Source organism: Cupriavidus sp. FW305-26 (genome assembly GCF_058787975.1).
The window spans coordinates 1-23,854 of sequence record NZ_JBYTAH010000054.1 but is presented as its reverse complement, the minus strand read 5'-3'; the positions used below and the strand labels follow the sequence as shown (position 1 = coordinate 23,854).

Here is a 23,854-nt window from a genome sequence, read left to right as displayed (position 1 = left end):
CCGGTGGTGATCTTCGGTGGTGGTCGGCGCGCGACTACTGCTGCGCCGCAAAGCGATCGGTCGCGGCAATCAGCTGGTCCATGATGCCCGGCTCGGTCCACGCATGGCCGGCGCCTTCGATCAGGTGGAAATCGGCCGCGGGCCACGCCTGGTGCAGCGCATAGGCATAGCGCACCGGGCACGGCATGTCATAGCGGCCGTGCACGATCACGCCGGGGATGTCGGCCAGCTTGTGCGCGTCGCGCAGCAGCTGCCCGTCTTCCAGCCAGCAGCGGTGCGTGAAATAGTGGTTCTCCAGCCGCGCGAACGCCAGCGCGAAGTGCCCGTCGTCATGCTTGGCGCTGTTGCCGGCGTCCGGCAGCAGCGTGATGGTCTCGCCTTCCCAAACGCTCCATGCGCGTGCCGCTTCCACCTGCTTGTCCTGGTCGTCACCAGTCAGCAGCTTGCGGTACGCGGCCATCATGTTGCCGCGCTCGGCCTCGGGCACCGGCGCCTGGAAACGCGCCCATTTGTCGGGGAACATCTCGGACACGCCGTATTGGTAGTACCAGTCCAGCTCGGCCTGCGACACCGTGTAGATGCCACGCAGCACCAGCTCGCTGACGCGCTGCGGGTGCTTCTGCGCATAGGCCAGCGCCAGCGTCGAGCCCCATGAGCCGCCGAACACCAGCCAGCGCTCCACGCCGGCCAGATTGCGCAGGCGCTCGATATCGTCGACCAGGTGCCAGGTGGTGTTGGCCTCCAGCCCCGCATGCGGCGTCGAACGCCCGCAGCCGCGCTGGTCGAACAGCAGCACGTCATAGCGCGCCGGATCGAACAGCCGCCGGTGGTCCGCAGAGATCCCGCCACCGGGCCCGCCGTGCAGGAACACCGCCGGCTTGGCGCCGGGCGTGCCCACGCGCTCGTAGTAGATGACATGCCCGTCGCCGACATCCAGCGTGCCGGTTTCATAGGGCTCGATTTCGGGATAGAGGGTGCGCAAGGCCGGCATGGATATGGGTCTACGGAGATCGGGAGCCACAGTGTACGCCGGAGGGAACGTCAAACAGTAGCCCGCCCCTTAACCGGCGAACACCGCCTTCACCCAGTCCCTCAGCAACCGCGTGGCGGGACGCTCCGCGGCGCGCTCGCTGTAGACAAGGTCATAGCGGAAACTCTCCAGCGTAAGCCCGAAGGGCTGCACCAGCACGCCCGAGGCCAGCTCTTCGGCGACCAGCGTCAGGCTGAGCAGGCCGACTCCCTGTCCCGCAATGGTGGCCTGCACGGCGTGGATCTCGTCGGTAAAGCTGAGGCCCGCCTGTGGATCGGTGACCTCGACGCCGGCGTGCGCCAGCCACTGGTGCCATACCGGCGCGCGCTCGTCATCGCGCGCGCCGGCGCCCCATTCGAAGTGCACCAGCGTGGCGTGCTTCAGGTCTTGCACGCTGGCCAGCTTCAGGCCGGGGCTGCAGACCGGCGCAAACCGGTCGCAGAACAACGGCTCGACCACCAGGCCGGGATAGCTGCCGCTGCCGTAGCGGATGGCAGCGTCCGCATCGTGGTCCAGGTCGACGACCTGGTCCGACGCATCCAGGCGCAGCGTCCAGTCAGGGTAGGCCGTGCGGAACTGGCCGGCGCGCGGTGCCAGCCGCCTGGCCATGAAGGCAACCGTCGACGTCAGCGTGGCAACGTTGGCCTGTCCGCTGCGCTGCACCGCCAGCACGGCGCGCTCCATCCCGTCCAGGCCGTCCCGCACCGCGGGAAACAACTGATGCCCGGCGGGCGTCAGGCGCACCTTGCGGGTCTGGCGCTCGAACAGCTTCACGCCAAGGCTCTCTTCCAGCAACCGGATCTGGTGGCTGACCGCCGTCGGCGTGACGTGCAGTTCGTCCGCCGCGTGCTTGAAGCTGGCGCGCCGGGCGGCGGCTTCAAAGGTGCGCAGGGCACCCAGTGGCGGCAGTTTGCGCAAGCCTCCCCCTTAGATGAGATGTATTCATGTGTCGACTGAAAAGCGACCATTTGTCGCGGCCTGATCTCCGCTCCGATACTTGACCTATCTGATCGGCCACCCAGGCGACCAGGTGAATTCTACTAAATCATCTACCGGAGTCAGCAATGCTACTGGAACAAGTCCACACCCAACCCGACCCTTATGCTCCCTATCTGCTTTCGCAAGCCATCCGGGCCGGCGGCTTCCTCTTTGTCTCCGGCCAGGCCGGGGTCGGCGACGATGGCGCCATCGTGGGCCGTGACGACTTCGATGCCCAGGCCGAGCAGGCGTTCAGCAACCTCAGGCGCGCGCTGCAGGCGGGCGGCTCGGGGCTGGACCGCGTGGTGAAGGTGACGATCTTCCTGACCTCGATGGCACACTTCCCGAAGATCGTCGCACTGCGCCGCAAGTGGTTCTCTGCCCCCTATCCGGCCGACACCATCGTCGAGGTCTCGGCGCTCTACTCGCCGGACGCGAAGATCGAGATCGAAGCCATCGCCCTGGCCGCAGAAGCTGCGCGATGACCACGCCCGCCGCGCCCTCACTGTTCGATACGCTGGCCCTGAACGGCGTGCCGCTGCGCAACCGGCTCGCGGTGGCGCCGATGACGCGCATCAGCGCCACCGCCGCAGGCGTTCCCACCGAGGCCATGACGCGCTACTACGCAGGCTTTGCCCGCGGCGGCTTTGGCCTCATCGTCACGGAGGGCATCTATACCGACCGTGCCTATGCCCAGGGCTATGCCGGCCAGCCCGGTTTGACGGATGCGCAGCAAGTGGCCGCGTGGCGCCAGGTGGTTGCCGCGGTCCACCAGCAGGGCGGGCGCATCGTGGCCCAGCTGATGCACGCCGGTGCGCTGTCGCAGGCCAACCGCTTCCGCGACCACACGGCCGGGCCCTCGGCGGTGCAGCCCAAGGGGCTGCAGATGACCGTGTATGCCGGCAAGGGTCCATACCGGATGCCGCGCGCCATGGAAGAGGCGGACATCCTGCAGGCCATCGAAGGCTTTGCGCAGGCCGCCCGGCTGGCCCGTGACGCGGGTTTCGACGGCGTTGAAATCCACGGTGCCAATGGCTATCTGCTGGATCAGTTCCTGACGGGCTATACGAATCAACGCCAGGACGCCTGGGGCGGCAGCATCGCACAGCGCATGCGCCTGTCGCTGGAAACCGTCCGCGCGGTGCGCGTTGCCGTGGGAGCTGGCTTCCCCGTCGGCGTGCGCATCTCGCAAGGCAAGGTCAATGATTTCGTCCATAAGTGGCCGGAAGGCGCGGAAGGCGCGGCCGCCGTTTTCTCCGCGCTCGCGGCAAGCACCGTGGACTACCTCCACGTGACGGAGCACGAAGCATGGCAGCCCGCCTTCGCGGACGACGGCGCGACGCTGGTGCAGATTGCACGCCGTGCCGCGCCCGGGCTCACGATCATGGCCAACGGCAGCCTGCATGAGCCATCGCGCGCGGCCGGCCTGCTGGACGATGGCGCGACGCTGGTCGCGCTCGGACGCGGCGCCCTTGCGAATCCGGACTGGCCGGTGCTGGTGCGCGAGGGACAGCCGGTGCGGCCGTTCGATGCGGCCGTCCTCGCGCCGCTGGGCAATATCAAGGATGCCGAGCTGGCGCTGCGCGTAGCACGCGCGACGGTGACGCCAGGCTGACGGCATCGCCCGCGCTAGCGTTGCGCGTGATCCCTGCGCCAGCTGGCCGGCGCCATCCCGAACTGCGCAGAAAACCACCGGGTAAAGGAGCTGGCCGACCCATACCCCAGCAACTGCGACACCCGCAGCAGCGAATAGCGCGGGTTCTCCACGTACCGTCGCGCCAGTTCACGCCGCACGTCGTTCAGGATCTCAGTAAAGGTCTCGCCCGCGTCGTCGAGCTGGCGCTGCATGGTGCGCAGGCTCAGGCCCAGGCCCTCCGCCACGGCCTCGCAGGTGGCGCGGCCCATTGGCAGCATCAGGTAGATGGCGGCGCGCACTTCATGGCCGATGGACTGCGGGTTGGCGCGCGGCAGCGTGTCGATGAACTGCTGCGCGTAGCGTGCCATGACCGGATCCGCCGTCGGGTTCGGCGCGTCGAGGTCGGCCGCGCGGCAGATGATGCCATTGCAGTCCGCGTTGAACTCCAGCGGGCAACCGAACAGGCGGCGATGGATGCGCAGGTCGGCCGGCGGCGCATGCGTGAAGGTCACGCCGATCGGCTGCCAGCGCGGACCCAGCAGCAGCGCGCACATGCGGAAGACGACGCCGATGGCCAGCTCGGTGGCCTGCCGCGAGGGCGCGTCGCTGAGCACTTCCTGCCGGATGACCACGGCGCTGCCGGCATCCTCGAGCAACAGCGCCACCGAGTCATTGACCAGGTGCCGGTAGCGGATGGTGGTGGCCAGCGCGGCGCGCAGCGTGGGCTGCTGGCTGATCAAGAGGCTCATCACGCCAAAGTCCGACAGCTGGCGCGACTCCGCCATGCGCAGCCCGAAGGTCGGGCAGGCCGAGGCCTGCGCGGCGGCTTCCAGCAGCGCCACGCAGGCGCTGAGCGGGACGCGCTGGTCGGGATCGTCCAGCCAGGCCCGCCGCAGTCGCGCCTGGCGCAGCAACGGCTGCGGATCCAGGCCGAGGTCGCGCGAAACCTCGAGGAAGTTGGTTAGTGCGGCAGCACGTATCAGGGTTTCCAAGCCAGCGTTGCCTTGCGATGAGATGTCAGTCGGGGGCGCGGTCTGCCCGCCGCAGCAGCGATCATAGGGCCGCATGGCATGAAATGCAAAGTCATCGGGAGCCAATGCAAAGCCGGCCGGGGCAGCAATCTCTACAGTTCCCTGCAGCTGCAGCGTGTTCTGCACCAACCAGACTCCAGGAGACAAGACCATGGCAAACGTTGTCCGCATGTACGAGACCGGCGGCCCCGAAGTGCTTCGCTATGAACACATGGAAGTGGGCGATCCGGGCCCCGGACAGGTCCGCATCCGCCACGTCGCAGTGGGACTGAACTACGCCGACACCTACTTCCGCAATGGCACCTATCCCGTGCCGCTGCCCAGCGGCATGGGCGTGGAAGCCGCCGGCGTGGTGGTATCCGTCGGCCCGGGCGTGACCAACGTGGCGGCGGGCGACCGCGTCACCTACACCGGCTTCGTCAACACGCTGGGCGCCTACAGCACCGAGCGCCTGGTACCGGCCGCGCCGCTGATCCGCCTGCCCGAGAGCATTGCCTTCGAAACCGCCGCGGCCATGACCATGCGCGGGCTGACCTCGGCCTACCTGATGCGCCGCATCTATCCGTTCAGCCAGGGCGACACCATCCTGCTGCACGCCGCGGCGGGCGGGGTCGGGCTGATCGTGTCGCAGTGGGCCAAGCTGCTGGGCCTGACGGTGATCGGCACGGTGTCCACCGAAGCCAAGGCCGAAGTGGCGCGTGCGCACGGCTGCGACCACATCATCCAGTACACCCGCGAAGACGTAGCCAAGCGCGTGCGCGAGCTGACCGACGGCGTGGGGGTCTCGGTGGTATTCGACAGCGTCGGCAAGACCACCTTCATGGCGTCGCTGGATTCGCTCAAGCGGCGCGGCACCATGGTGTGCGTGGGCACCGCATCGGGCCCGATTCCGCCGTTCGACCCCGTGCTGCTGGCGATGAAGGGATCGCTGTTCCTGACGCGCCCGGCGCTGGCCGACTACATCGCCGACCCTGCGGAGAAGCAAGCGCTGGCGGGCGAGCTGTTCGACCACGTGGGCGCGGGCCGCATCCGCATCGGCATCAACCAGCGCTATGCGCTGGAAGACGCGGTCCAGGCGCACCAGGACCTGGAGGCGCGCCGTACCACCGGCTCGTCGATCTTCGTCATCTGAGAACAACAACAGAGGAGACCACACCATGCATGCAGAACCCCTGACCTGCACCATTGGCGCCGAACTGAGCGGCGTCAGCCTGGCCGATGCATCACGCGACGCCGGCCTGTTCACCGAGATCAAGGCGCTGCTGCTGCAGCACAAGGTGCTGTTCCTGCGCGACCAGGACATCACCCGCGCCGAACACGTTGCCTTTGCCCGCCGCTTCGGCGAACTGGAAGACCACCCGGTGGTAGGCAGCGACCCGGAGCACCCGGGCCTGGTGCAGATCTACAAGTCGCCCGACAGCAAGGTCGAGCACTACGAGAACTCGTTCCATTGCGACGCCACCTGGCGCCAGGCGCCGCCGATGGGCTGCGTGCTGCGCTGCGTGGAAACGCCGGCAGTGGGCGGCGACACCATCTGGGTGAACATGGGCGAGGCGTACCGCCGCCTGCCGCAGGACATCAAGGCCCGCATCGAAGGCCTGCGCGCCAAGCACAGCATCGAACACACCTTCGGCGCCAATATGCCGCCGGAGAAGCGTGCCGCGCTGGCGGCGCAGTTCCCGATGGTGGAGCATCCCGTGGTGCGCACCCACCCGGAGACGGGCGAGAAGGTCCTGTTCGTCAACGCCTTCACCTCGCACTTTGCCAACTACCACCGCGACGACGTGGTCCGCTTCGGCAAGGATTTCATGCCCGGCGCCGGCGATCTGCTGCACTACCTGTGCGCGCAGGCGGAGATCCCGGAGTACCAGGTGCGCTGGCGCTGGAAGAAGAACAGCGTGGCGATCTGGGACAACCGCTGCACCCAGCATTACGCAGTGCAGGACTATGCGCCCACGGTGCGCAAAATGGAGCGCGCCGGCATCATCGGCGACGTGCCGTTCTGACGGAGGCAGACATGCAACCAAACCTTGTGCCTGCGGCGCCGCAGGCTTATGCCTATCCCTTGCTCGTCAGGCAACTGCTGCTCAATTCGCTGTCGCTCTACGGCGACCAGCAGATCACGTACCGCGGGCAACTGCGCCATAGCTATCGCGACTTCCACCGGCGTGTCGGCCGGCTGGCTTCAGCGCTGGCGGCGCAGGGGGTGGCGCACGGCACCACCGTGGCGGTGATGGACTGGGACAGCCACCGCTACCTGGAATGCTATTTCGGCGTGCCGATGATGGGCGCGACGCTGTTCACGGTCAACGTGCGGCTGTCGGCGCAGCAAATCCTGTACACGCTGAACGATTCCGGCGCCGAGGTGGTGCTGCTCCATCCCGACTTCCTGCCGGTGATGGAAGAGATCCGCGGCCAGCTGACCAGCGTGCGCAGCTTTGTCCTGCTGGCCGACGGCCAGCACGTGCCGCCGACATCTCTGCCGTTCTGCGGCGAGTACGAGACGCTGCTGAGCGCGGCCTCGCCCGACTTCGACTTCCCCGAGTTCGACGAGAACACCCGCGCCGCCACCTTCTACACGACGGGCACCACCGGCGATCCCAAGGGCGTGTGCTACAGCCATCGCGATATCGTGCTGCATGCGCTGGCCTCGGCCACCAGCCTGTGCGCGCCGCGCGAAGGACAGCGCCTGCATCGGGAAGACGTCTACATGCCGATCACGCCGATGTTCCACGTGCTCGCCTGGGGCATCCCGTATGTCGCGGTCATGCTCGGGCTGCGCATCGTGCTGCCGGGGCGCTATGCGCCGGACATGCTGCTGCAGTTGCGCGAGACCGAGCGGGTCACGTTCTCGCACTGCGTGCCGACCTTGCTGCAGATGCTGTTGCAGGCGGCGCAGGCAAGCGGCCAGGACTTGTCGGGCTGGAAGCTCATCATCGGCGGCTCGGCGCTGCCGCCGGCGTTGTGCGAGGCTGCCCTCGAGCGCGGCATGGATGTGTTTGCCGGCTATGGCATGTCGGAGACCGGCCCCATCGTCGCGCTGGCACAGTTGCCGCCAGGCGACGCGCATCGCGACCATGAGACCGAAGTGCGCATGCGCTGCTCGACGGGGCGGCCGGTGGCGATGGTGGACTTCCGCCTGGTGGATGAATCGATGCACGACGTGCCGCGCGACGGCCAGGCGCGCGGCGAGATCGTGCTGCGCGCACCGTTCCTGACCAGGGCATACCATGGCAAGCCCGAGGCATCGGCCGAGCTGTGGGCCGGCGGCTACCTGCATACACAGGACATCGCGGTAATGGGGGCCGACGGCTTCGTGCAGATCGTCGACCGGATCAAGGACGTGATCAAGACCGGCGGCGAATGGGTCTCGTCGATCGAGGTCGAGAGCCTGGTCACGCAGGTGCCGGGCGTGCAGGAGTGCGCGGTCATCGGCGTGCCGGACGCCAGGTGGGGCGAGCGGCCGATGGCATTCGTGGTGAGCAAGCCTGGCACAACGGTGACCGCGGATACGATTCGTACGTCGCTGCTGGCGCGCGTCGAGGCCAACCGGCTCAGCAAATATGCGGTGCCGGAATCCGAGCGGATCCTGTTTGTCGACGAGATCCCGAAGACCAGCGTCGGCAAGATCGACAAGAAGCGCTTGCGCAGCACCGGCGCCTGAGCCGGCAGCAGGAAGAAGAAAGGGCAGCCTCGGATGAGGCTGCCCTTTTGCGTTGCCGGGAACTGACTCAGGGCTGGATATTGAACGCCTTGACGATGCCGGCATTGCGCTCGAACTCCGTGCGCACTGATTCGCTCAGTTGCGGCAGGGGCTGCGCCGGCAGCGGCTCATAACCGAGCGCCTCCATGCGGTCACGCACCTTGGCAGAAGCCGCGGCCTTGTAGGCAGCCGCGTGGACCTTCTCGGCCAGTTCGGGCGACAGCTTCGACGACGCAATCACGCCCACCCAGTTGCTGAACTCCATGTCGGGGTAACCCATTTCCGCAAAGGTTGGCACCTGCGGCAGCAGCGCCGAGCGGCTCTTCGACGCCACGGCATAGACCTGCACCTTGCCGGCACGGATCATCGGCAGCGAGGTCACCATGCCGTCGTACATCACGGCAATCTGATTGCCCATCACCTGCGTCAGCGCCGGCGCGGAACCGGCAAAGGGCACATGCTGCAAGTCCAGCCCGGCCTTCTGGTTCATGATCATGCCCGCGTAGTGCGAAGCGGTGCCGGCGCTGTACGAAGCAAAGCTGAGCTTGCCCGGATTGGCCCGGGCGTAGCTGACCAGGCCCTTCAGGTCCTTGGCCGGCAGGCCAGGCGCGCCAATCATCACCATGCGCGAACGCGCCACGGCGGCGATGGGCCTGACGTCTTTCAGCGGGTCGAACGGCTGCTTGAGCACATGCGGGATCTCGGTCAGCACATTGCTGGCGGTGACCATGATGGTCTGGCCATCAGCGGGCGCGGCCAGCATGGTGGTGATGGCAATGCCACCGCCGGCGCCCGGCTTGTTGTCGACCACCACGGGGTGGCCAAGGTCGGCCGACAGCTGGTCTGCCAGCAGGCGCGCGAGCACGTCCATGGTGCCGCCCGCGGGGGCGGGCACCAGCATCCGGACCGGCTTGCTGGTCCAGGCCATGGCAGCGGGAGCCGCCAGCGCCAGGCCGGCCGCAACGGCGGCGATGCGCAGCAGGAATGAAGGGTGGGTGGGCATGTTGTCTCCGTTATGTAGTATGGATCTTCTGTCCAGCATTGCCGGGCGCGGCGTCACCGGGCGGTGAGCGCGATGCCTGGCGGGGGTGGGGAAGCGGGAGACGCGCGGGCCAGCGCCCGCAGCATTGCCTCCAGCAAGGCACGCGGCGGCCTGGCGCCAGCGATCGGCGGCGCACCGTTGATCACAAAGCGCGGCACGCCCAGGCCGGGATTGGGTAGCGGCACATCCTCGCCATGCAGCGGCGGCAGCCATGCCAGGTCTTGCACAGTGGCCGGTGCCGCCGCTTGCGGCATCGGCATGCCGGAGGCGATCGCCGCGGCGTGCAGCACGCGTGGATCGCCGAGGTCCTCGCCGCGCAGGAAGTACTCTTCAAACAATCGGTCGATCAGCACGGATGCGACCGCCTCGCCACCAGCCTGGCGCGCATACCGGATCAGGCGATGCGCAAGCACGGTGTTGGGCAGCACTTCGATGCGGTCAAGTTCCAGCGTGATGCCGGCCTCGCGCGCCGCGGCGCATACCTGCGCCTGCCGCAGCGCCACGGCTTCGGCGCTGCCAAGCCGCGCCAGGCTGAACTTGCGATAGGGGATGCCGGCAGGCGGCAGCGTCGGAAACAGGAGAGAGCTGCGCCATTCGACCGTGACTGCTACATCGGGCCGTTGCTGGGCCAGTTGCGCCAGCGCCGTTTCAAGATGGCGCTTGCCGATCATGCACCAGGGGCAGACCAGGTCGAACCCGACCTGGATGAAGAGGGAGACGGGCTGGTTCATGGCAGAGCGCCCGTAGCGGCACGCTGCCCGCGGCGGGCCGGCGCCGCCGCCAGCACTTGCGCACGCTCCGCCTCGCTCATCTGCGCCCAGCGCCCGATTTCCAGCCGTGTCCTGGCGCAGCCCTGGCAATAGCGGTTGGCGAGGTCCATGCGGCAGATGTTGATGCAGGGATTGGCGAGGGCGTCAGGGTGATGCATCACGAACTCCGGTAGTGCATGGCAAGGGCCGGCCGGTATGCCGGCCCTGTGGCCAGGGTCAGGCCGCCGCGCGCAGCGGCAGGTTCTTCTGCCCCGCCTTGCGGTTGGGCGCCATGCCATTGGCTTCCAGCGTGGCGTCGGCGCTGTCGTACCAGGTGCCGATGCGGTAGATCTCGCGGGCTTCCTTGCCCGATGCGATCTCGCGGCCCAGTTCATGCGCCACGCGCACGCACTGCTCGATCTGCTGCACCGAGGTCATGCGGTTGCCGTGCTGGTCGATGATGGTGTCTTCGATGCCGCAGCGCGGGTGCAGGCCCATCGCCATCGCCATCATGTTGAACGGCAGCACGTTCTTCAGCAGCGACTCGGCGGTCAGCGTGCAGCCGTCCGGCGCGCGGTGCACGAAGTTGAAGAAGTTGAACGGGTTGGGGCCGTCGAAGCCGCCGCCGATGCCGATCCAGGTCAGGTTCAGCGGGCCGGTGTAGACGCCGGCGCGCACCAGCCGCTCCAGCGTTTCCAGCGCGTGCATGCCGGTCAGCTGGAAATGCGGCTGGATGCCCGAGGCCTGCAGCCGGCGCAGGTGCTCTTCCACCCAGCCCGGGCCGGCCGGCACGGTCATTTCGCGATAGGCGGCCTGGTAGGCCGGGTGTTCCAGCGAGGTGCCCTTCAGGTATTCCGGATAGAGCAACTCCATGATGTTCATCTGCGTGGTGTTGATCGCCACGGTCACCTGGTCGGGCTTGGGCTCCAGCTCCGCCAGCATGTGGCGGGTGTCGTCGGACAGCCACTTGGCCGCCTGGCCGTCGTCTTCCGGCGCAAACGAGATCGAGCCGCCCACCTGGATGATCATGTCCGGCACCGCGGCGCGCACGCCGGCGATCAGCTCGTTGAACTTGGACAAGCGCTTGGAGCCCTTGCCGTCCAGTTCGCGCACGTGCAGGTGCAGCACCGTGGCGCCGGCGTTGTAGCAGTCCACGGCTTTCTGGACCTGCTCTTCCATGGTGACGGGGATGTCTTCGGGAAAGTCCTGCGGCATCCATTCCGGGCCATAGGGCGCAACGGTGATCACCACCTTGTCCATGTTTTCGGGGTGCAGGGAATCGTCAAGGAATTGCATGGATGGCTCCGGTTAGTTAGTGGTTGGAGTATCGGTGAACGACCGGCCGCGATTTGACGATTGGGGACATCCGATTTACATTTCGGGACACTCAGGGAAAGCACGGAATCCGCCCAATGTCCTACTATCTGCGCAGCGCCAGCCTGACCAATTACGTGGAAGTCGCGCGTTCGCTGGGGCTCGATCCGTACCAGCAACTGAGGGCGGCAAAGATCAACCGCTCGGTCCTGCTCGATCCCGATATCCGCATCCCAGCGGCCTCGGTCGGCCGCTTGCTGGATGCGTCGGCACACGCCACCGGGGCCGACGATTTCGGCCTGCGCATGGCCGAGCTGCGCGAGTTCTCCAACCTCGGCCCGCTCGCCTTCGTGGTGCGTGAAGAGCCCACGCTGCGCCGCGCGCTGGAGTCGATGGTCCGCTACATGGGCCTGCAGAATGAATCGCTGTCGATGCGTATCGAAGACAGCGATGAACTGGTGATGATCCGGCTGCAGGTGCTCACCGAAGCGCCGGGCACCTTGCGGCAGGCCGCCGACCTCGCGGTCGGCGTGGTGTTCCGGATGCTGAGGCTGTTCCTGGGGCAGTCCTGGCGGCCGCGCAGCATCTGCTTCACCCACCCCGCGCCGGCCAACGCGGCCACGTTTTCACGCGTGTTCGGCATGCCCTGCACCTTCAACCAGGATTTCGACGGCATCGTCTGCCTGGCCTCGGACCTGGAGGCGCCGTTGCCGTCGTATGACCCGGTGATGGCGCAGCAGGTGAAGCACTATCTCGGCACGCTGCTGGCGCAGTCGACCGCGGCGACCATGTCGGACATGGTGCGCAAGCTGGTCTATGCGCTGCTGCCCACCGGACTGTGCTCGGTCGAACGCGTGGCCCAGCACCTGAGCGTCGACCGGCGCACCGTGCATCGGCGGCTCGGGCAGGAACATACGACCTACTCCGACATCCTTGCCGAGGCCCGTGCCGACCTGGTAATCCGCTACCTGGAGAACCGCGAGCGTCCGCTGTCGGAAGTGGCCGCGCTGCTGGGGTTTTCGTCGCTGAGCGCGTTCTCGCGGTGGTTCAGCGGGCGTTTTGGGCGCAGCGTGTCGGCATGGCGGGCGCAGGCTGGGTAATAGAGGAAAGGTTCTTTGCGAATTTGAGGGTGGTGGCTGTTGGCGGGTGTGGTTGATTGGGCTGTCGCTACGCGGTCGGTTGTCGTTCTTGACTAGCGTGGCTGTTTCGCCGGCGTAGCCGGCGACCTACTTCTTGTCCAAGCGACAAGAAGTAGGCAAGAAACGCGTCGCCTATGCGGCTGGCAATCAATTACGCGGCGTCGGTCATATGGGCGGCGGTGCTTGCCGTTTGGATGTGATCGCGGTTCGACCCTGCTACGCCATGTGAGTCAGGGACAGTGCCTGCGATAACCGGCTTTTGAACGATCCCCAAGTCGGGCGGTGGCCCGCGCTCTCGAGCGATATCGCATCAACGCCTTCGGCTGCGCTCCGCGCAAGCGCCCAATGACCGTCAACGCATTTTGAGCCTGCGTAGCAGCCGTAGGCGTCCCCGCGATACGGCTGGCAGCAGGCGGCCTACGCTTTTTGTCGCTCGGACAAAAAGTGACTCGCCGGCTAAGCCGGCGAAACAGCCACGTATGCCAAGAACGACAACCGACCGCATGGCAACAATCCAACTGCAGCCAACTCAAAACTTGTGCCGCATCCCCAAAGCCACGCCAACCATGCTGCGCTGCCCGTTGGCCGCCGCATAGCTGTTGCCCAACGACAGGCTGTTGGCATAGACCGTGGCCAGCGACTCCAGCATCAGCCCGGCATTGCGAGCATAGGCCGTAGACAGGTACACATCCGTGCGCCGCGAGAACGCATAGTTGGCAACAAAAGCAAGCTGCCACGGATTGGCGACCTGCGTATTGCCGAACAGGCTCCTGACATTGTCATAGTTGTACTCCAGCGTCAGCCCCACGGCAGGGGTGACCTGGTAGTTGGCGCCGATCCAGTAATAGTCATCGCGCTGGATCACCACGTCAGCGGCATTCTTGTTCTGACCCCAGCGATAGCCCCCCATGATCTTGGCCGGACCGAAGGCATAGCTCGCCGCCACGACCGCCTTGCGCACGGTGCCATTGCTGGTGCCGATGGTGGGGTTCCATTGGTCATAGCCAATAGTGGCGCCGAACGGCCCGGTGCCATATGCCAGCGAGGCCCCGTAGGCGGTGTCACGCCGGAACTGTCCGGGCACTTCGCCATTGCCGCCGATCGGCGTGGCAATGCCAACCGTTTGCGGCAGCGCCAGCCCGGCGCCGAACGACCAGTGCGCGCGCGCCGTCAGCGGGCCGAACTGGCCGGTGTACTTGACCGTGTTGTCCTCGCGGAAATTGGCGCCCGCCTGCAGCACCACCGGTTCATATTGCGTGGCGTAGGCAGTAGGCGAGAAGTTCGCCAGCGCTTCAAAGATCGACGTGTACTGGCGGCCCAGGCTGAGCTGGCCGATGCCGGCGCGCTGCAGCGCGACAAAGGCCTGGCGGCCGAACAGGCGGCCGCTCTGCTGCATGGTGCCGCTGTCCAGGCTGAAGCCGCTTTCCAGCACGAACGACGCCTGCCATCCCGCACCAAGATCTTCCGCGCCGCGCAGGCCCCAGCGCGACCCGGACAGCCCGCCCGAGGCCATGCGGAACACCTTGTCGCCTGGCCCCGGGTTGAAGCCGTTGGTGGCAACCGGCACAGCGCCGACGCGGTTCACGTACTCGACATTGACGTCCGCCACGCCATACAGCGTGACCGACGATTGCGCGGCGGCCGCCAGCGGACAGCCCAGCATCAGGGCCATGACGGTGCTTCTGGTTTTCATTTTTCTCCTCCTTGATTGCCCGGCCTTTGCGGCCGGATTCTTTTGTTGTGCCGCGGATGCGGCGAGGTCACGAATCGCGCGTGACCAGGGTGCCCAGTTCCGCCAGCAAGTCATGGGCACGCGGCCACGGGCCGTAGCCCGCGGCAGGGTTGAGGTGGCCGACGTTGCCCAGGTCCACCAGCCGGCCGCCCCATGCGGCGGCCATCTCCGCGACGCGCGCATGGCTGGCCAAAGGGTCGTTGCCGCTGGCAGCAACCAAAGTTGGGAACGGCAGGGGCGCGAGCGGCGTCGGCAGCCAGCCCCCCTGCACCAGCGCGTCCGGCGCCGGATAGCCGGGCGGCAGCGGCTGCGCGAAATCCGGCGGCGTCACCAGCAGCGCGCCCAGGATCTGGCGCTGGTGCCGTGCCGCCCAGTGCACGGTGATCATCACGCCGGCGCTGTGCGCGACCAGCACGACCGGCTTGTCGATGTCCGCCAGTTCCGCATCGAGTGCAGCGACGCGAGCCGCGCAGCTGAGCTTGTCGTGCTCCAGCGGCGGCACGCAGCGGACGTCGTGCCCCTGCGCCTGCAGTTCGGCTTGCAGCAGCGTTTGCCAGTGCTCGGCGACGTGGTCGCGCAGGCCCGGCACCATCAGGACAGTGTGGGTGGTAGCAGTCATGGTCGGATTGGAAAGAGTCAGGCAGGAATAACGTGAGGCACAGCGTGGCCATCCAGGCGGCGCAGGTCCGCCGCGTAATGCCGGCGACCGAGGCAGAACAGCAGGGCCGCGGCCGCACCGGCCAGCGGAATCCATTGCAGCGCGCCGGTCAGGCCGATGTGGTCGGCCAGCACGCCGGTCAGGAACGGGCCTGGTGCCAGCCCCAGCAGGTTGTTGATCAGGGTCAGCGTGGCAAACGCGGTCGCATGGATGGCAGGCCGCGTCAGGTTGGCCACCATCGCACTGGCGGGGCCGGCGGTGCCGCCCACCACCAGCATGCCCGCGCCGATCAGCACCAGCTGCGCGTGGCCCGCGGGCAGCCGGAACGCCGTCATCAGCAAGACGCAGCAAATCACGCTGTAGGCGATGGCCATCTGCCATTTGCGCGCGGGCACGCGCCGCGCCACGCGGTCGGTCAGCGCACCGCAGGCCACCATGCCTACGCCGGCCATCAGCACCAGCATTGCCGCGGCCACGCCGGCGCGCCCGGTCGCCATGCCGTAGTCGCGCGACAGGAAGCTGGGCAGCCAGCCCAGCAGCGCCGCCATCACCAGCAGCTGCAGCGCACTTCCCGCGCAGGCGCAGAGCATGGAAGGCACCGTCAGCAGCTCGCGTACGATCCGGCGCGGCTCCAGTTGCCGGGCCGAGGCCGCGGCGTCGCCGTTGGCCGCGCCCACGCGTTGCTGGAGCCCGCGCAGCCGATGCTCGCTGATCGTCAGGTAGTAGAGCGCCACCATCACCAGGCCGAAGCCGGCGATCCCGGCAAAGGCGATGCGCCAGCCAAAATGGGCCGACAGAACGCCGCCCAGCCCCATGCCAAGCACCGAGCCGAACGCGCCGCCGGCAATGAATGCCGCGCTGAGGCTGGCGCGCAGATGGCGCGGGAACACCGACACCACCACCGCGATACCCACGCTGCCATAGGCCGCCTCGCCGATGCCGACGCAAAGCCGCGCCAGGAACATCTGGCCGAAGCTGTCCGCCACCGCGCAGCCCAGCGTGGCCAGGCTCCACAGCGCCGCCATCAGGATCAGGCTGCGCACGCGTCCCCAGCGGTCGGCCAGCAGCGACAGCGGAATCGCGAGCACGCCCACCATCAGCGCCACCACGCCGCCGAGCGCGCCCAGCTCTGTATCACCGAGCTGCCATTCGGCCTTCAGCAGCGGAAACACCGCGTTGAGCACCTGGCGCGACATATAGTCCGACAGCAGCAGCGCGAACGTCAGCGCAAAGACGAGCCACGCATAGCGCGGTCCGGCAACAGCCGGCAGGGCCGGCGTGGCCGGCTCTGCGGCAAGGGCAAGGCGAGGTCTGGACATGGGCGTCTCCGGAAGCAGACCGGCGGTCTTCGCGCCGCCGTGCGTTCACAGCCCGCCCCCGAAGGGCGACGAGCGCACGCAGTATCTGGCGATCGGGACCGCGCGGTTTGATATTCCGGGACGTACGTTTGACATTCCGGGACAGCTGGGGAAAACGCCGAGACGAAAAAAAACCGGCACCCGAAGGTGCCGGTTTCTGGCTGGCCCGCCGTCAGGCGAGGCGCGGCGACACTCAGTCTTCCAGCTTCGGCAGCGAGGCACTGACCTTGGTCGACAGCAGGCCGCTCTTGGCATACGTCTGCAGCTTCTCGCGCGTGTCGACGATATCCAGCGTGCGCATGGTCAGCTGGCCGATACGGTCCAGCGGCGTGAACATCGACTCGCCCTTTTCCATGGTCAGCCGTTCCGGCTTGTAGGTCAGGTTGGGCGAGGTGGTGTTCAGGATCGAGTAGTCGTTGCCGCGGCGCAGTTCGATGGTGACTTCGCCGGTGATGGCGCCGGCCACCCAGCGCTGGGCGGTTTCGCGCAGCATGATGGCTTGCGGGTCGAACCAGCGGCCCTGGTACAGCAGGCGGCCAAGGCGGCGGCCGTTGTCGCGGTACTGCTCGATGGTGTCTTCGTTGTGGATGCCGGTGATCAGGCGCTCGTAGGCGATGAACAGCAGCGCCAGGCCCGGGGCTTCGTAGATGCCGCGGCTCTTGGCTTCGATGATGCGGTTCTCGATCTGGTCGCTCATGCCCAGGCCATGGCGGCCGCCGATGCGGTTGGCTTCCATGAACAGGTCGACGCTGTTGGCGAAGGTCTGGCCGTTCAGCGCGACCGGCTGGCCTTCCTCGAAGCGCACGGTAACTTCCTCGCGCTTGACTTCCACGTCATCGCGCCAGAACTGCACGCCCATGATCGGCTGCACGATGCGGATGCCCGAATCCAGGTGCTCCAGGTCCTTGGCCTCGTGGGTGGCGCCCAGCATGTTGGAGTCGGTCGAGTACGCCTTTTCGGCCGACATCTTGTAATCGAAGCCGTTCTGGCGCATGAACTCCGACATCTCGGCGCGGCCGCCCAGTTCGTCGATGAACTGCTGGTCCAGCCACGGCTTGTAGATCTGCAGGCCGGGGTTGGTCAGGAGACCGTAGCGGTAGAAGCGTTCAATGTCATTGCCCTTGAACGTGCTGCCATCGCCCCAGATATTGACGCCATCTTCCTTCATCGCAGCAACCAGCATGGTGCCGGTGACGGCGCGGCCGATCGGGGTGGTGTTGAAGTAGGTGATGCCGGCGGTCGAGATATGGAACGCGCCGCACTGCATGGCGGCGATGCCTTCGGCCACCAGTTGCGTGCGGCAGTCGACCAGGCGGGCTTCCTCGGCGCCGTAGGCCTTGGCGCGGCGCGGGATGTCCTCGTAGTCGGGCTCGTCGGGCTGGCCCAGGTTGGCGGTGTAGGCGTAGGGGACAGCGCCCTTCTGGCGCATCCAGAGGAGTGCCGCGCTGGTGTCAAGGCCGCCGGAGAAGGCGATTCCGACGCGCTGGCCGGAAGGAATGTGCTGCAGGATGGTAGTCATCGCCAGAAAATCTAAGTGAATTTGTCGGCTCTTGGGCGGGCTTCCAATACGCGCGCCGGGGCGGCGGGAAGCACGGCGACGCGGCCGGCCGAGTCACGCGCCGCGTCAGTGCCAAACGCGAATTGTGACACGGCAGCGCCCACGCGCCAAACGCGGGGACTGGCGGGGGCGCCGGCGCCACCTGCATCCGGGCCCGCCGGACCATTCAAATCCCGCGAACGCGCCTTTCAAAACTCTCGACTGGTTCGCGCCAGGACCCCTCCCTATACTCCGCCGCACTGTTATCTGAAAGCGGAGTCGTCATGCTGCATCGTGCCCTGGAAGGAGTCCGGGTCCTGGACCTGTCGCGCATCCTGGCCGGTCCCTGGTGTACCCAGAACCTGGCCGACCTGGGCGCCGAGGTAACCAAGGTCGAGCACCCGGAGCGCGGCGACGATACCCGCGGCTGGGGCCCGCCCTACCTGGAAGCGCCCGAGGGCAGCGGCGACACCCGGCGCCTGTCCGGCTACTTCATCTGCTGCAACCGCGGCAAGCGCTCGGTCGCGATCGACTACGGCACGCCCGAGGGCGCGGCGCAGGTACGTGAGCTGGCGCGCGAGGCCGACGTGCTGGTCGAGAACTACAAGGTCGGCACGCTGCGCCGCTACGGGCTGGACTACGACACGCTCAAGGCGCTCAACCCGCGCCTGGTCTACCTGTCGATCACCGGCTTCGGCCAGAGCGGGCCGATGGCGGACAAACCCGGCTACGACTATGTATTCCAGGGCATGGGCGGGCTGATGAGCTACACCGGCCAGCCCGACGGCACGCCCGGCGCCGGGCCGCTGCGCACCGGCGTCGCCGTGGTCGACCTGAGCACCGGCATGTATGCCACCTCCGCAGTCCTGGCCGCGCTGTACCAGCGCCAGGCGACCGGGCTCGGTGCGCACCTGGATATCGCGCTGCTCGATGTCGCGGTGGCGATGAACGCCAACCAGGCTGCCAACTACCTGGTGTCGGGCCAGAACCCGCAGCGCAGCGGCAACGCTCATCCCAACTGCGCGCCCTATGAGGTGTTCCGCTGCGCCGACGGCCACCTGATCCTGGCGATCGGCAATGACAGCCAGTTTGCGCGCTTCTGCGCCGTTGCCGGCATGCCGGATCTTGCGCAGGACCCGCGCTATGCCACCAATTCCGCGCGCATCGAACACCTGCCCGCGCTGCGCGCCCTGCTGACCGATCTCTTCCCCACGCGCACCCGCGCTGCGTGGACCGATGCCTTCGATGCGGCCGGCGTGCCCTGGGGGCCGATCCACACCATGGCCGAAGTCTTCGCCCACCCGCAGGTCCAGCACCGCGGGCTGATGCAGATGGCCGAACACCCCGTCATGGGCCGCGTACCCATGGTGCGCAACCCGATGCTGGCCGGGCACGACCTGCCGCTGCCACCGCCGCCGCTGCTGGGCGAACACAGCCCGGCGGGCTGAACGGCGCGCAGCTACCCACGAGACCGAAAACACCGACACGGAGACACCGATGAAACCGACCTTCACCGCCATCGCGCTGCTGGCGGCATGCGCAAGCGGCGCCGCACATGCAAGCGCGTATCCCGACCGGCCGATCAAGCTGATCGTCCCCTACGCCGCCGGCGGCACCACCGACATCATTGCCCGCATCGTCGGCACGCGCCTGGGCCCGGTGCTGGGGCAACCGGTGGTGGTCGAGAACCGCCCGGGCGCCGGCGGCGCGGTCGGCAGCGCCTACGCGGCCAGGCAGCCGGCCGACGGCTACACGCTGGTGATGGAGGTGGAGAGCTCGCACGCCGTCAACCCCAACGTCTACCTGAAGACCGCCTATGACCCGGTCAAGGACTTCGCGCCGGTCAGCAACCTGGCCGACGTGCCCAACGTGCTGGTGGTCAACCCGGCATTCCCGGCCACGGACCTGCAGTCGTTCATCAAGCTGCTGAAGGCCAACCCGGGCAAGTACTCGTTCGGCTCGTCCGGCAACGGCGGACTGAGCCATATGAACGGCGAGCTGTTCATGAACGCCACCGGCACGCGCATGCTGCACGTGCCATACAAGGGCCTGGGCCCGGCGCTCAACGATGCGGTGGCAGGCCAGATCCAGGTGGTGTTCGACAATATCCCGTCGTCGTCTGGCCTGATCCAGGGCGGGCGCCTGAAGCCGCTGGCGGTCGCCGCGCAGCAGCGCCTGAAGGTGCTGCCCAATGTGCCGACCTATGCCGAGGCCGGCCTGCCGGCGATGAACAACCCGTCGTGGTTCGGCCTGGGCGCACCGGCGGGCACGCCCTCGGCCATTCTCGACAAGCTCAACGACGCCGTGCGCCAGGTATTGGCCGAGCCCGAGGTGATCGCCGCCATCGAGAAACAAGGTGCGATCCCGGCACCGAGTTCGCGCAAGGCCTTCGGCGACCTGATCCGGGCGCAGAATGCGCACTGGAAGCAAGTCGTCGAGGACATCCATTTCACCAGGCTCCAGTAAGCCACAAGGAACGACATGAGCGCACTTCAGCAAGAACCGCACGCCGGCGTCGAGATCGACGCGCGCGGCATCGCCACCGTCACCATCCGCGAGGCGGGCTCGCTCAATATCCTGAGCACGCCGGTGATCGCATCGCTCACGCGCGCCATCGAAGCGCTGGCCGGCAATGACGCGGTACGCGTGCTGGTGCTGCGCGGCGCCGGCGAGAAAGGCTTTGTCGGCGGTGCCGACATCAAGGAAATGGCCGCACTGGACCGCGCCAGCGCCGAGGCCTTCATCAGCGGCCTGCGCCGCCTGTGCGACGCCGTGCGCCACCTGCCGGTGCCGGTGATCGCGCGCATGCCGGGCTGGTGCCTGGGCGGCGGGCTGGAACTGGCGCTGGCGTGCGATATCCGCATCGCCGCCGACAACGCGCAGCTGGGCATGCCGGAAGTGAAGATCGGCATCCCGTCGGTGATCCACGCCGCGCTGATGCCGCGCCTGATCGGCAATGCGCGCACGGCGTGGATGCTGTTGACGGGCGAGATCACCGATGCCGCCGAGGCGCTGCAATGGGGGCTGGTGAGCCGCGTGGTGCCGCTGGCGGAGCTGGACCTGGAAATCGAACGCGTGGCCGCGCTGCTGGCCGGCTTCGGCCCGGTCGCGGTGCGCCAGCAGAAGCGCCTGCTGCGCGAGTGGGAAGATGCGCCGCTGGAAGTCTCGATCAACAACAGCGTGACCGAGTTCGGCAGCGCCTTCGACACCGGCGAGCCACAGCAGCACATGGCCACCTTCCTGAACCGCAAGCGCTGAAGCGCGGGGAAAGTGTTTACGGCGCCGTGGCTGCCACGGCGCCGCCTTCGCGCGTGGCCACCACGCGCGGATCGTTCAGCAGGAACTGCGCAAAGGCCTCGGCAAACGCCGGCAGCTTGCCGTCGGCGCGCACGATCAGGTTCAGTTCGCGCAGCGCCCACGGCTCTGCCAGCCGCACCCCCACCACGCGCGCCTCGCGCAGGGCCTGCGCCGCCACGCTGCGCGGTACCAGCGCCACCCCCACTCCGGCCTCGGCCAGCGACAACACCGCATCGAAGCTGTGCGCATGCAGCCGCACGTTGGGCCCCTTGCCCGCGCGCTGCGCCATGTCGCGCAGGAACAGGAAGTTGCTGCTGGTGCGGCTCATGCAGACAAAGTCGAAGGCCAGCGCCGCGCCGAAGCGCACTTCGGGCTCGCGCGCCAGCGGGTGATCCGCGGCCACCGCAAGGATCAGCTCGTCGCGCGCGTAGCGCACCGAGCGCACCCCGGTGGCTTCGCCGCCCGTCTGGAAATCGCCCGCCAGGATGCCGACATCGGCTTCATGGGCCGCCACCGCCGCCAGGATCGACTGGCTGGCGCGCTCCTCCAGGTCGATGTTCACATCCGGGTTGGCCAGCAGGAAGCGGCTCACGCTCGGGATGATGAAACCGTTGAGCGAACTGCTGTTGGCCAGCAGCCGGATATTGCCCTTCAGTCCGGCAGAAAAGCGTCCCACCTCGCCGTGCATGCGCTCGACGCCAAGCAACAGTTCGCGCACATGGACCAGCAGGGTTTCGCCGGCCGGCGTCAGCTCCATGCCGCGCGCGGTACGCACGAACAGCGGCGTGCCCATCGCGTGCTCCAGGTTCTTCAGCCGGTAGCTCGCCGCCGACGCGGTGATATGCGTGGCCGAAGCGCCACCTGACAGGCTTTGCGCATCGGCAATGGCCTGGAACAGGCGCAGGTCGGTCAGTTCGTAACGCAAGGCAACTCCGTTTGGGGCAGGACGGTCGAAAGGATTGGCGCTTGGTGGTGTCGCGGCCATTCTAGTGCAGCACCGTGGACATCCCGCCCGCCACCCGCTCCGCACACCCGCCGCCCATTTGATGTGGACGCCGTCCATTTTCTCTGCTAAGGTATTGTGGACGGCGTACACAAGAACGTGCGCCAGTTGCCAGCGCGCCGCCTGATTCGCGCGCCATGCCGATATCCACGGCCGCCCGAGCGGCGGCCTGCCTACAGGAGTTGTCATGCAAGTCCAGCCCTATCTGTTCTTCGAAGGCCGTTGCGATGAAGCCGTTGAGTTCTATAAGAAGATTCTCGGCGCCAAGGTCAACATGCGGATGACGTTCAAGGACAACCCGGAGGCCGGCAAGGGCGGCGAGGGTTGCCAGCCCGGCGCCGGCACCGAAGACAAGGTCATGCACATGGAGTTCCAGATCGGCGACAGCGTGATCATGGCCTCCGACGGCCGCTGCTCGAACCAGCCCGACTTCCATGGCTTCGCCCTGTCGATCAACTATCCTGACAAGGCTGCGGTCGAAAAGGCCTTCAACGGCCTGAAGGAAGGCGGCCAGGTAGTGATGCCGCTGGACAAGACTTTCTTTGCCGACCAGTTCGGCATGGTCACCGACCGCTTCGGCATCATGTGGATGCTGCTGTCGGCACCGAAGTAAGCCGCGCATCGCGCAGGTTTCCCGGCAGCGACGCGCCCCTTGAGCATAAGGGCTTACAATGCGCCGCCTGCCGGAGAAACCACGCCATGGACGATCGCATCAACGAACTCGAAATCAAGCTCGCCTTCCAGGAAGACCTGCTTGATACCCTGAACAGCACCGTGGCGCGCCAGCAGCAGCAGATCGACCTGCTGCAGGAGCAGTTCCGCGCGCTGTACCAGCAGGTGCGCAGCGCCGCCACCACCGCGGCCGAAGCCGATCCCCAGCAGGAAATCCCGCCGCACTACTGATCGACGCGGCCCGCGCCATGCAGGCCGATCGCCGATGTGACGGAACGCCACCCCGCCCGCGCGGTCTGACAGGCTGGCTCCATTCACCGCCGCCCTCGACAGGCGCGCCCCATCCGCCACATGCGTCTGAAACTCTCCCTGCTGATTGCCGCCGCCTGCGTCGCTGGTGCCTCCTCGGCGCTGGCCGGCTACAACATCTGGACCGGCGAGTACTCCCTCTCCCGGCAGGAACTGCAGACCGCGCTGGACCAGCGCTTCCCCGCCACGCTGCGCTACGCCGAAGTCGTCAGCGTGCAGCTCAGCCATCCCCGGCTGGTGCTGGACGAGGCCAACAACCGCGTCACCACCCATGTCGACGCACGCCTGACCAACGCCTTGCTGCCCTCCCCGCCGGTAGACGGCAAGCTCGCGCTGAACAGCGGCGTGCGCTACGACCCGGCCAAACGCGCGGTGCTGCTCGACAACCCGACCGTACAGCAGGTGGAAGTCGCCGGCATGGGGCAATACCGCGAACAGCTCAACGCCATCGGCGCTGTGGTTGCGCAGCAATTGCTGAAGGACTATCCGGTCTATACGTTCAAACCCGAAGAACTGCGCGTCGGCGGCAAGGACGTGGAGCCGGGGGCGATTACCGTGGGCAAGGATGAGGTGCGGGTGGAGGTGAAGCAGCGGTAGGCATAGCCTGCGGGCCAGGCTCGCTCCTTCTTCCTCTACCTCAACCCCGGCCACCTCTGAACACCACCC

General features: G+C 67.2%; 24 protein-coding genes. 12 read left to right on the top strand and 12 right to left on the bottom strand.

The window, feature by feature from the left end:
- Window positions 1-34: 34 nt before the first annotated feature.
- Together pip and AC3WQZ_RS25365 are read right to left on the bottom strand one after the other, a co-directional pair.
- Entirely contained in the window at window positions 35-991 is a 957-nt protein-coding gene (gene pip / locus AC3WQZ_RS25370; protein ID WP_492301458.1) for a prolyl aminopeptidase, read from the bottom strand.
- Window positions 992-1,060: 69 nt separating this feature from the next.
- On the bottom strand, window positions 1,061-1,948 hold the full coding sequence (locus AC3WQZ_RS25365; RefSeq protein WP_058698799.1) for a LysR substrate-binding domain-containing protein: 888 nt from the start codon (window positions 1,946-1,948) through the stop codon (window positions 1,061-1,063).
- Window positions 1,949-2,094: 146 nt separating this feature from the next.
- Here AC3WQZ_RS25365 and AC3WQZ_RS25360 point away from each other — a divergent pair, with 146 nt between their 5' ends.
- Together AC3WQZ_RS25360 and AC3WQZ_RS25355 are read left to right on the top strand one after the other, a co-directional pair.
- Window positions 2,095-2,493: a RidA family protein gene (locus AC3WQZ_RS25360; RefSeq protein WP_010810810.1), complete on the top strand. Its 399-nt coding sequence runs from the start codon at window positions 2,095-2,097 to the stop codon at window positions 2,491-2,493.
- Window positions 2,490-3,623: an NADH:flavin oxidoreductase gene (locus tag AC3WQZ_RS25355; RefSeq protein WP_492301457.1), complete on the top strand. Its 1,134-nt coding sequence runs from the start codon at window positions 2,490-2,492 to the stop codon at window positions 3,621-3,623. The genes AC3WQZ_RS25360 and AC3WQZ_RS25355 overlap by 4 nt, the downstream gene beginning before the upstream one ends.
- Before the next feature lie 14 nt (window positions 3,624-3,637).
- On the opposite strand, the gene AC3WQZ_RS25350 is transcribed toward AC3WQZ_RS25355, so the two are convergent.
- Window positions 3,638-4,636, bottom strand: a complete 999-nt coding sequence (locus tag AC3WQZ_RS25350; RefSeq protein ID WP_058698804.1) for an AraC family transcriptional regulator — start codon at window positions 4,634-4,636, stop codon at window positions 3,638-3,640.
- 190 nt (window positions 4,637-4,826) lie between these two features.
- Between AC3WQZ_RS25350 and AC3WQZ_RS25345 the strand changes: the two genes are divergently transcribed.
- From AC3WQZ_RS25345 to AC3WQZ_RS25335, 3 genes are read left to right on the top strand one after another with little or no spacing between them, the layout of a single operon-like run.
- Window positions 4,827-5,807, top strand: coding sequence for a quinone oxidoreductase family protein (locus AC3WQZ_RS25345; RefSeq protein ID WP_010810813.1), 981 nt, complete (start codon window positions 4,827-4,829; stop codon window positions 5,805-5,807).
- 25 nt (window positions 5,808-5,832) lie between these two features.
- Window positions 5,833-6,681 (top strand): TauD/TfdA dioxygenase family protein, encoded by an 849-nt coding sequence (locus AC3WQZ_RS25340; RefSeq protein WP_011617934.1) that lies wholly within the window; start codon window positions 5,833-5,835, stop codon window positions 6,679-6,681.
- Window positions 6,682-6,692: 11 nt separating this feature from the next.
- The gene (locus AC3WQZ_RS25335; RefSeq protein WP_492301456.1) at window positions 6,693-8,339 is read left to right on the top strand and encodes a fatty acid--CoA ligase; all 1,647 of its coding nucleotides are present in this window, start codon (window positions 6,693-6,695) and stop codon (window positions 8,337-8,339) included.
- Window positions 8,340-8,406: 67 nt separating this feature from the next.
- On the opposite strand, the gene AC3WQZ_RS25330 is transcribed toward AC3WQZ_RS25335, so the two are convergent.
- From AC3WQZ_RS25330 to AC3WQZ_RS25315, 4 genes are read right to left on the bottom strand one after another with little or no spacing between them, the layout of a single operon-like run.
- On the bottom strand, window positions 8,407-9,381 hold the full coding sequence (locus AC3WQZ_RS25330) for a Bug family tripartite tricarboxylate transporter substrate binding protein (protein WP_010810816.1): 975 nt from the start codon (window positions 9,379-9,381) through the stop codon (window positions 8,407-8,409).
- Between the two features lie 53 nt (window positions 9,382-9,434).
- Window positions 9,435-10,151 (bottom strand): DsbA family oxidoreductase, encoded by a 717-nt coding sequence (locus AC3WQZ_RS25325; protein ID WP_492301454.1) that lies wholly within the window; start codon window positions 10,149-10,151, stop codon window positions 9,435-9,437.
- Window positions 10,148-10,348, bottom strand: a complete 201-nt coding sequence (locus tag AC3WQZ_RS25320) for a DUF1289 domain-containing protein (RefSeq protein WP_010810818.1) — start codon at window positions 10,346-10,348, stop codon at window positions 10,148-10,150. Before AC3WQZ_RS25320 ends, AC3WQZ_RS25325 begins: the two co-directional genes overlap by 4 nt.
- A 58-nt stretch (window positions 10,349-10,406) precedes the next feature.
- Complete coding sequence (locus tag AC3WQZ_RS25315; RefSeq protein WP_010810819.1) at window positions 10,407-11,465, bottom strand: beta-keto acid cleavage family enzyme; 1,059 nt, start codon at window positions 11,463-11,465, stop codon at window positions 10,407-10,409.
- Window positions 11,466-11,581: 116 nt separating this feature from the next.
- Here AC3WQZ_RS25315 and AC3WQZ_RS25310 point away from each other — a divergent pair, with 116 nt between their 5' ends.
- Window positions 11,582-12,583 (top strand): AraC family transcriptional regulator, encoded by a 1,002-nt coding sequence (locus AC3WQZ_RS25310; RefSeq protein WP_010810820.1) that lies wholly within the window; start codon window positions 11,582-11,584, stop codon window positions 12,581-12,583.
- Window positions 12,584-13,151: 568 nt separating this feature from the next.
- Here AC3WQZ_RS25310 and AC3WQZ_RS25305 read toward each other — a convergent pair.
- The 4 genes from AC3WQZ_RS25305 to argG form a co-directional block, all read right to left on the bottom strand.
- On the bottom strand, window positions 13,152-14,315 hold the full coding sequence (locus AC3WQZ_RS25305) for a porin (RefSeq protein WP_010811200.1): 1,164 nt from the start codon (window positions 14,313-14,315) through the stop codon (window positions 13,152-13,154).
- Window positions 14,316-14,382: 67 nt separating this feature from the next.
- Complete coding sequence (locus tag AC3WQZ_RS25300; RefSeq protein WP_011617938.1) at window positions 14,383-14,973, bottom strand: RBBP9/YdeN family alpha/beta hydrolase; 591 nt, start codon at window positions 14,971-14,973, stop codon at window positions 14,383-14,385.
- 17 nt (window positions 14,974-14,990) lie between these two features.
- Window positions 14,991-16,331, bottom strand: coding sequence for an MFS transporter (locus AC3WQZ_RS25295; RefSeq protein WP_010811198.1), 1,341 nt, complete (start codon window positions 16,329-16,331; stop codon window positions 14,991-14,993).
- Window positions 16,332-16,563: 232 nt separating this feature from the next.
- A complete protein-coding gene (gene argG / locus AC3WQZ_RS25290) occupies window positions 16,564-17,889 on the bottom strand; it encodes an argininosuccinate synthase (protein WP_010811197.1) in 1,326 nt (441 codons plus the stop codon).
- Between the two features lie 302 nt (window positions 17,890-18,191).
- On the opposite strand from argG, the gene AC3WQZ_RS25285 reads away from it, so the two are divergent.
- Genes AC3WQZ_RS25285 through AC3WQZ_RS25275 form a run of 3 tightly spaced genes read left to right on the top strand, consistent with a single transcriptional unit; the run spans window position 18,192 to window position 21,165 of the window.
- Window positions 18,192-19,355: a CaiB/BaiF CoA transferase family protein gene (locus AC3WQZ_RS25285; protein WP_011617940.1), complete on the top strand. Its 1,164-nt coding sequence runs from the start codon at window positions 18,192-18,194 to the stop codon at window positions 19,353-19,355.
- Between the two features lie 49 nt (window positions 19,356-19,404).
- The gene (locus tag AC3WQZ_RS25280; protein WP_010811195.1) at window positions 19,405-20,373 is read left to right on the top strand and encodes a tripartite tricarboxylate transporter substrate binding protein; all 969 of its coding nucleotides are present in this window, start codon (window positions 19,405-19,407) and stop codon (window positions 20,371-20,373) included.
- Window positions 20,374-20,388: 15 nt separating this feature from the next.
- On the top strand, window positions 20,389-21,165 hold the full coding sequence (locus AC3WQZ_RS25275; RefSeq protein WP_492301453.1) for an enoyl-CoA hydratase: 777 nt from the start codon (window positions 20,389-20,391) through the stop codon (window positions 21,163-21,165).
- Between the two features lie 16 nt (window positions 21,166-21,181).
- On the opposite strand, the gene AC3WQZ_RS25270 is transcribed toward AC3WQZ_RS25275, so the two are convergent.
- On the bottom strand, window positions 21,182-22,129 hold the full coding sequence (locus AC3WQZ_RS25270) for a LysR family transcriptional regulator (protein ID WP_011617941.1): 948 nt from the start codon (window positions 22,127-22,129) through the stop codon (window positions 21,182-21,184).
- A 265-nt stretch (window positions 22,130-22,394) separates the two neighbouring features.
- On the opposite strand from AC3WQZ_RS25270, the gene AC3WQZ_RS25265 reads away from it, so the two are divergent.
- The 3 genes from AC3WQZ_RS25265 (at window position 22,395) to AC3WQZ_RS25255 (ending at window position 23,785) form a co-directional block, all read left to right on the top strand.
- On the top strand, window positions 22,395-22,820 hold the full coding sequence (locus AC3WQZ_RS25265; RefSeq protein WP_011617942.1) for a VOC family protein: 426 nt from the start codon (window positions 22,395-22,397) through the stop codon (window positions 22,818-22,820).
- A gap of 86 nt (window positions 22,821-22,906) precedes the next feature.
- The gene (locus tag AC3WQZ_RS25260; protein WP_010811191.1) at window positions 22,907-23,110 is read left to right on the top strand and encodes a SlyX family protein; all 204 of its coding nucleotides are present in this window, start codon (window positions 22,907-22,909) and stop codon (window positions 23,108-23,110) included.
- A gap of 120 nt (window positions 23,111-23,230) precedes the next feature.
- Window positions 23,231-23,785: a DUF1439 domain-containing protein gene (locus tag AC3WQZ_RS25255; protein WP_010811190.1), complete on the top strand. Its 555-nt coding sequence runs from the start codon at window positions 23,231-23,233 to the stop codon at window positions 23,783-23,785.
- Window positions 23,786-23,854: the final 69 nt, after the last annotated feature.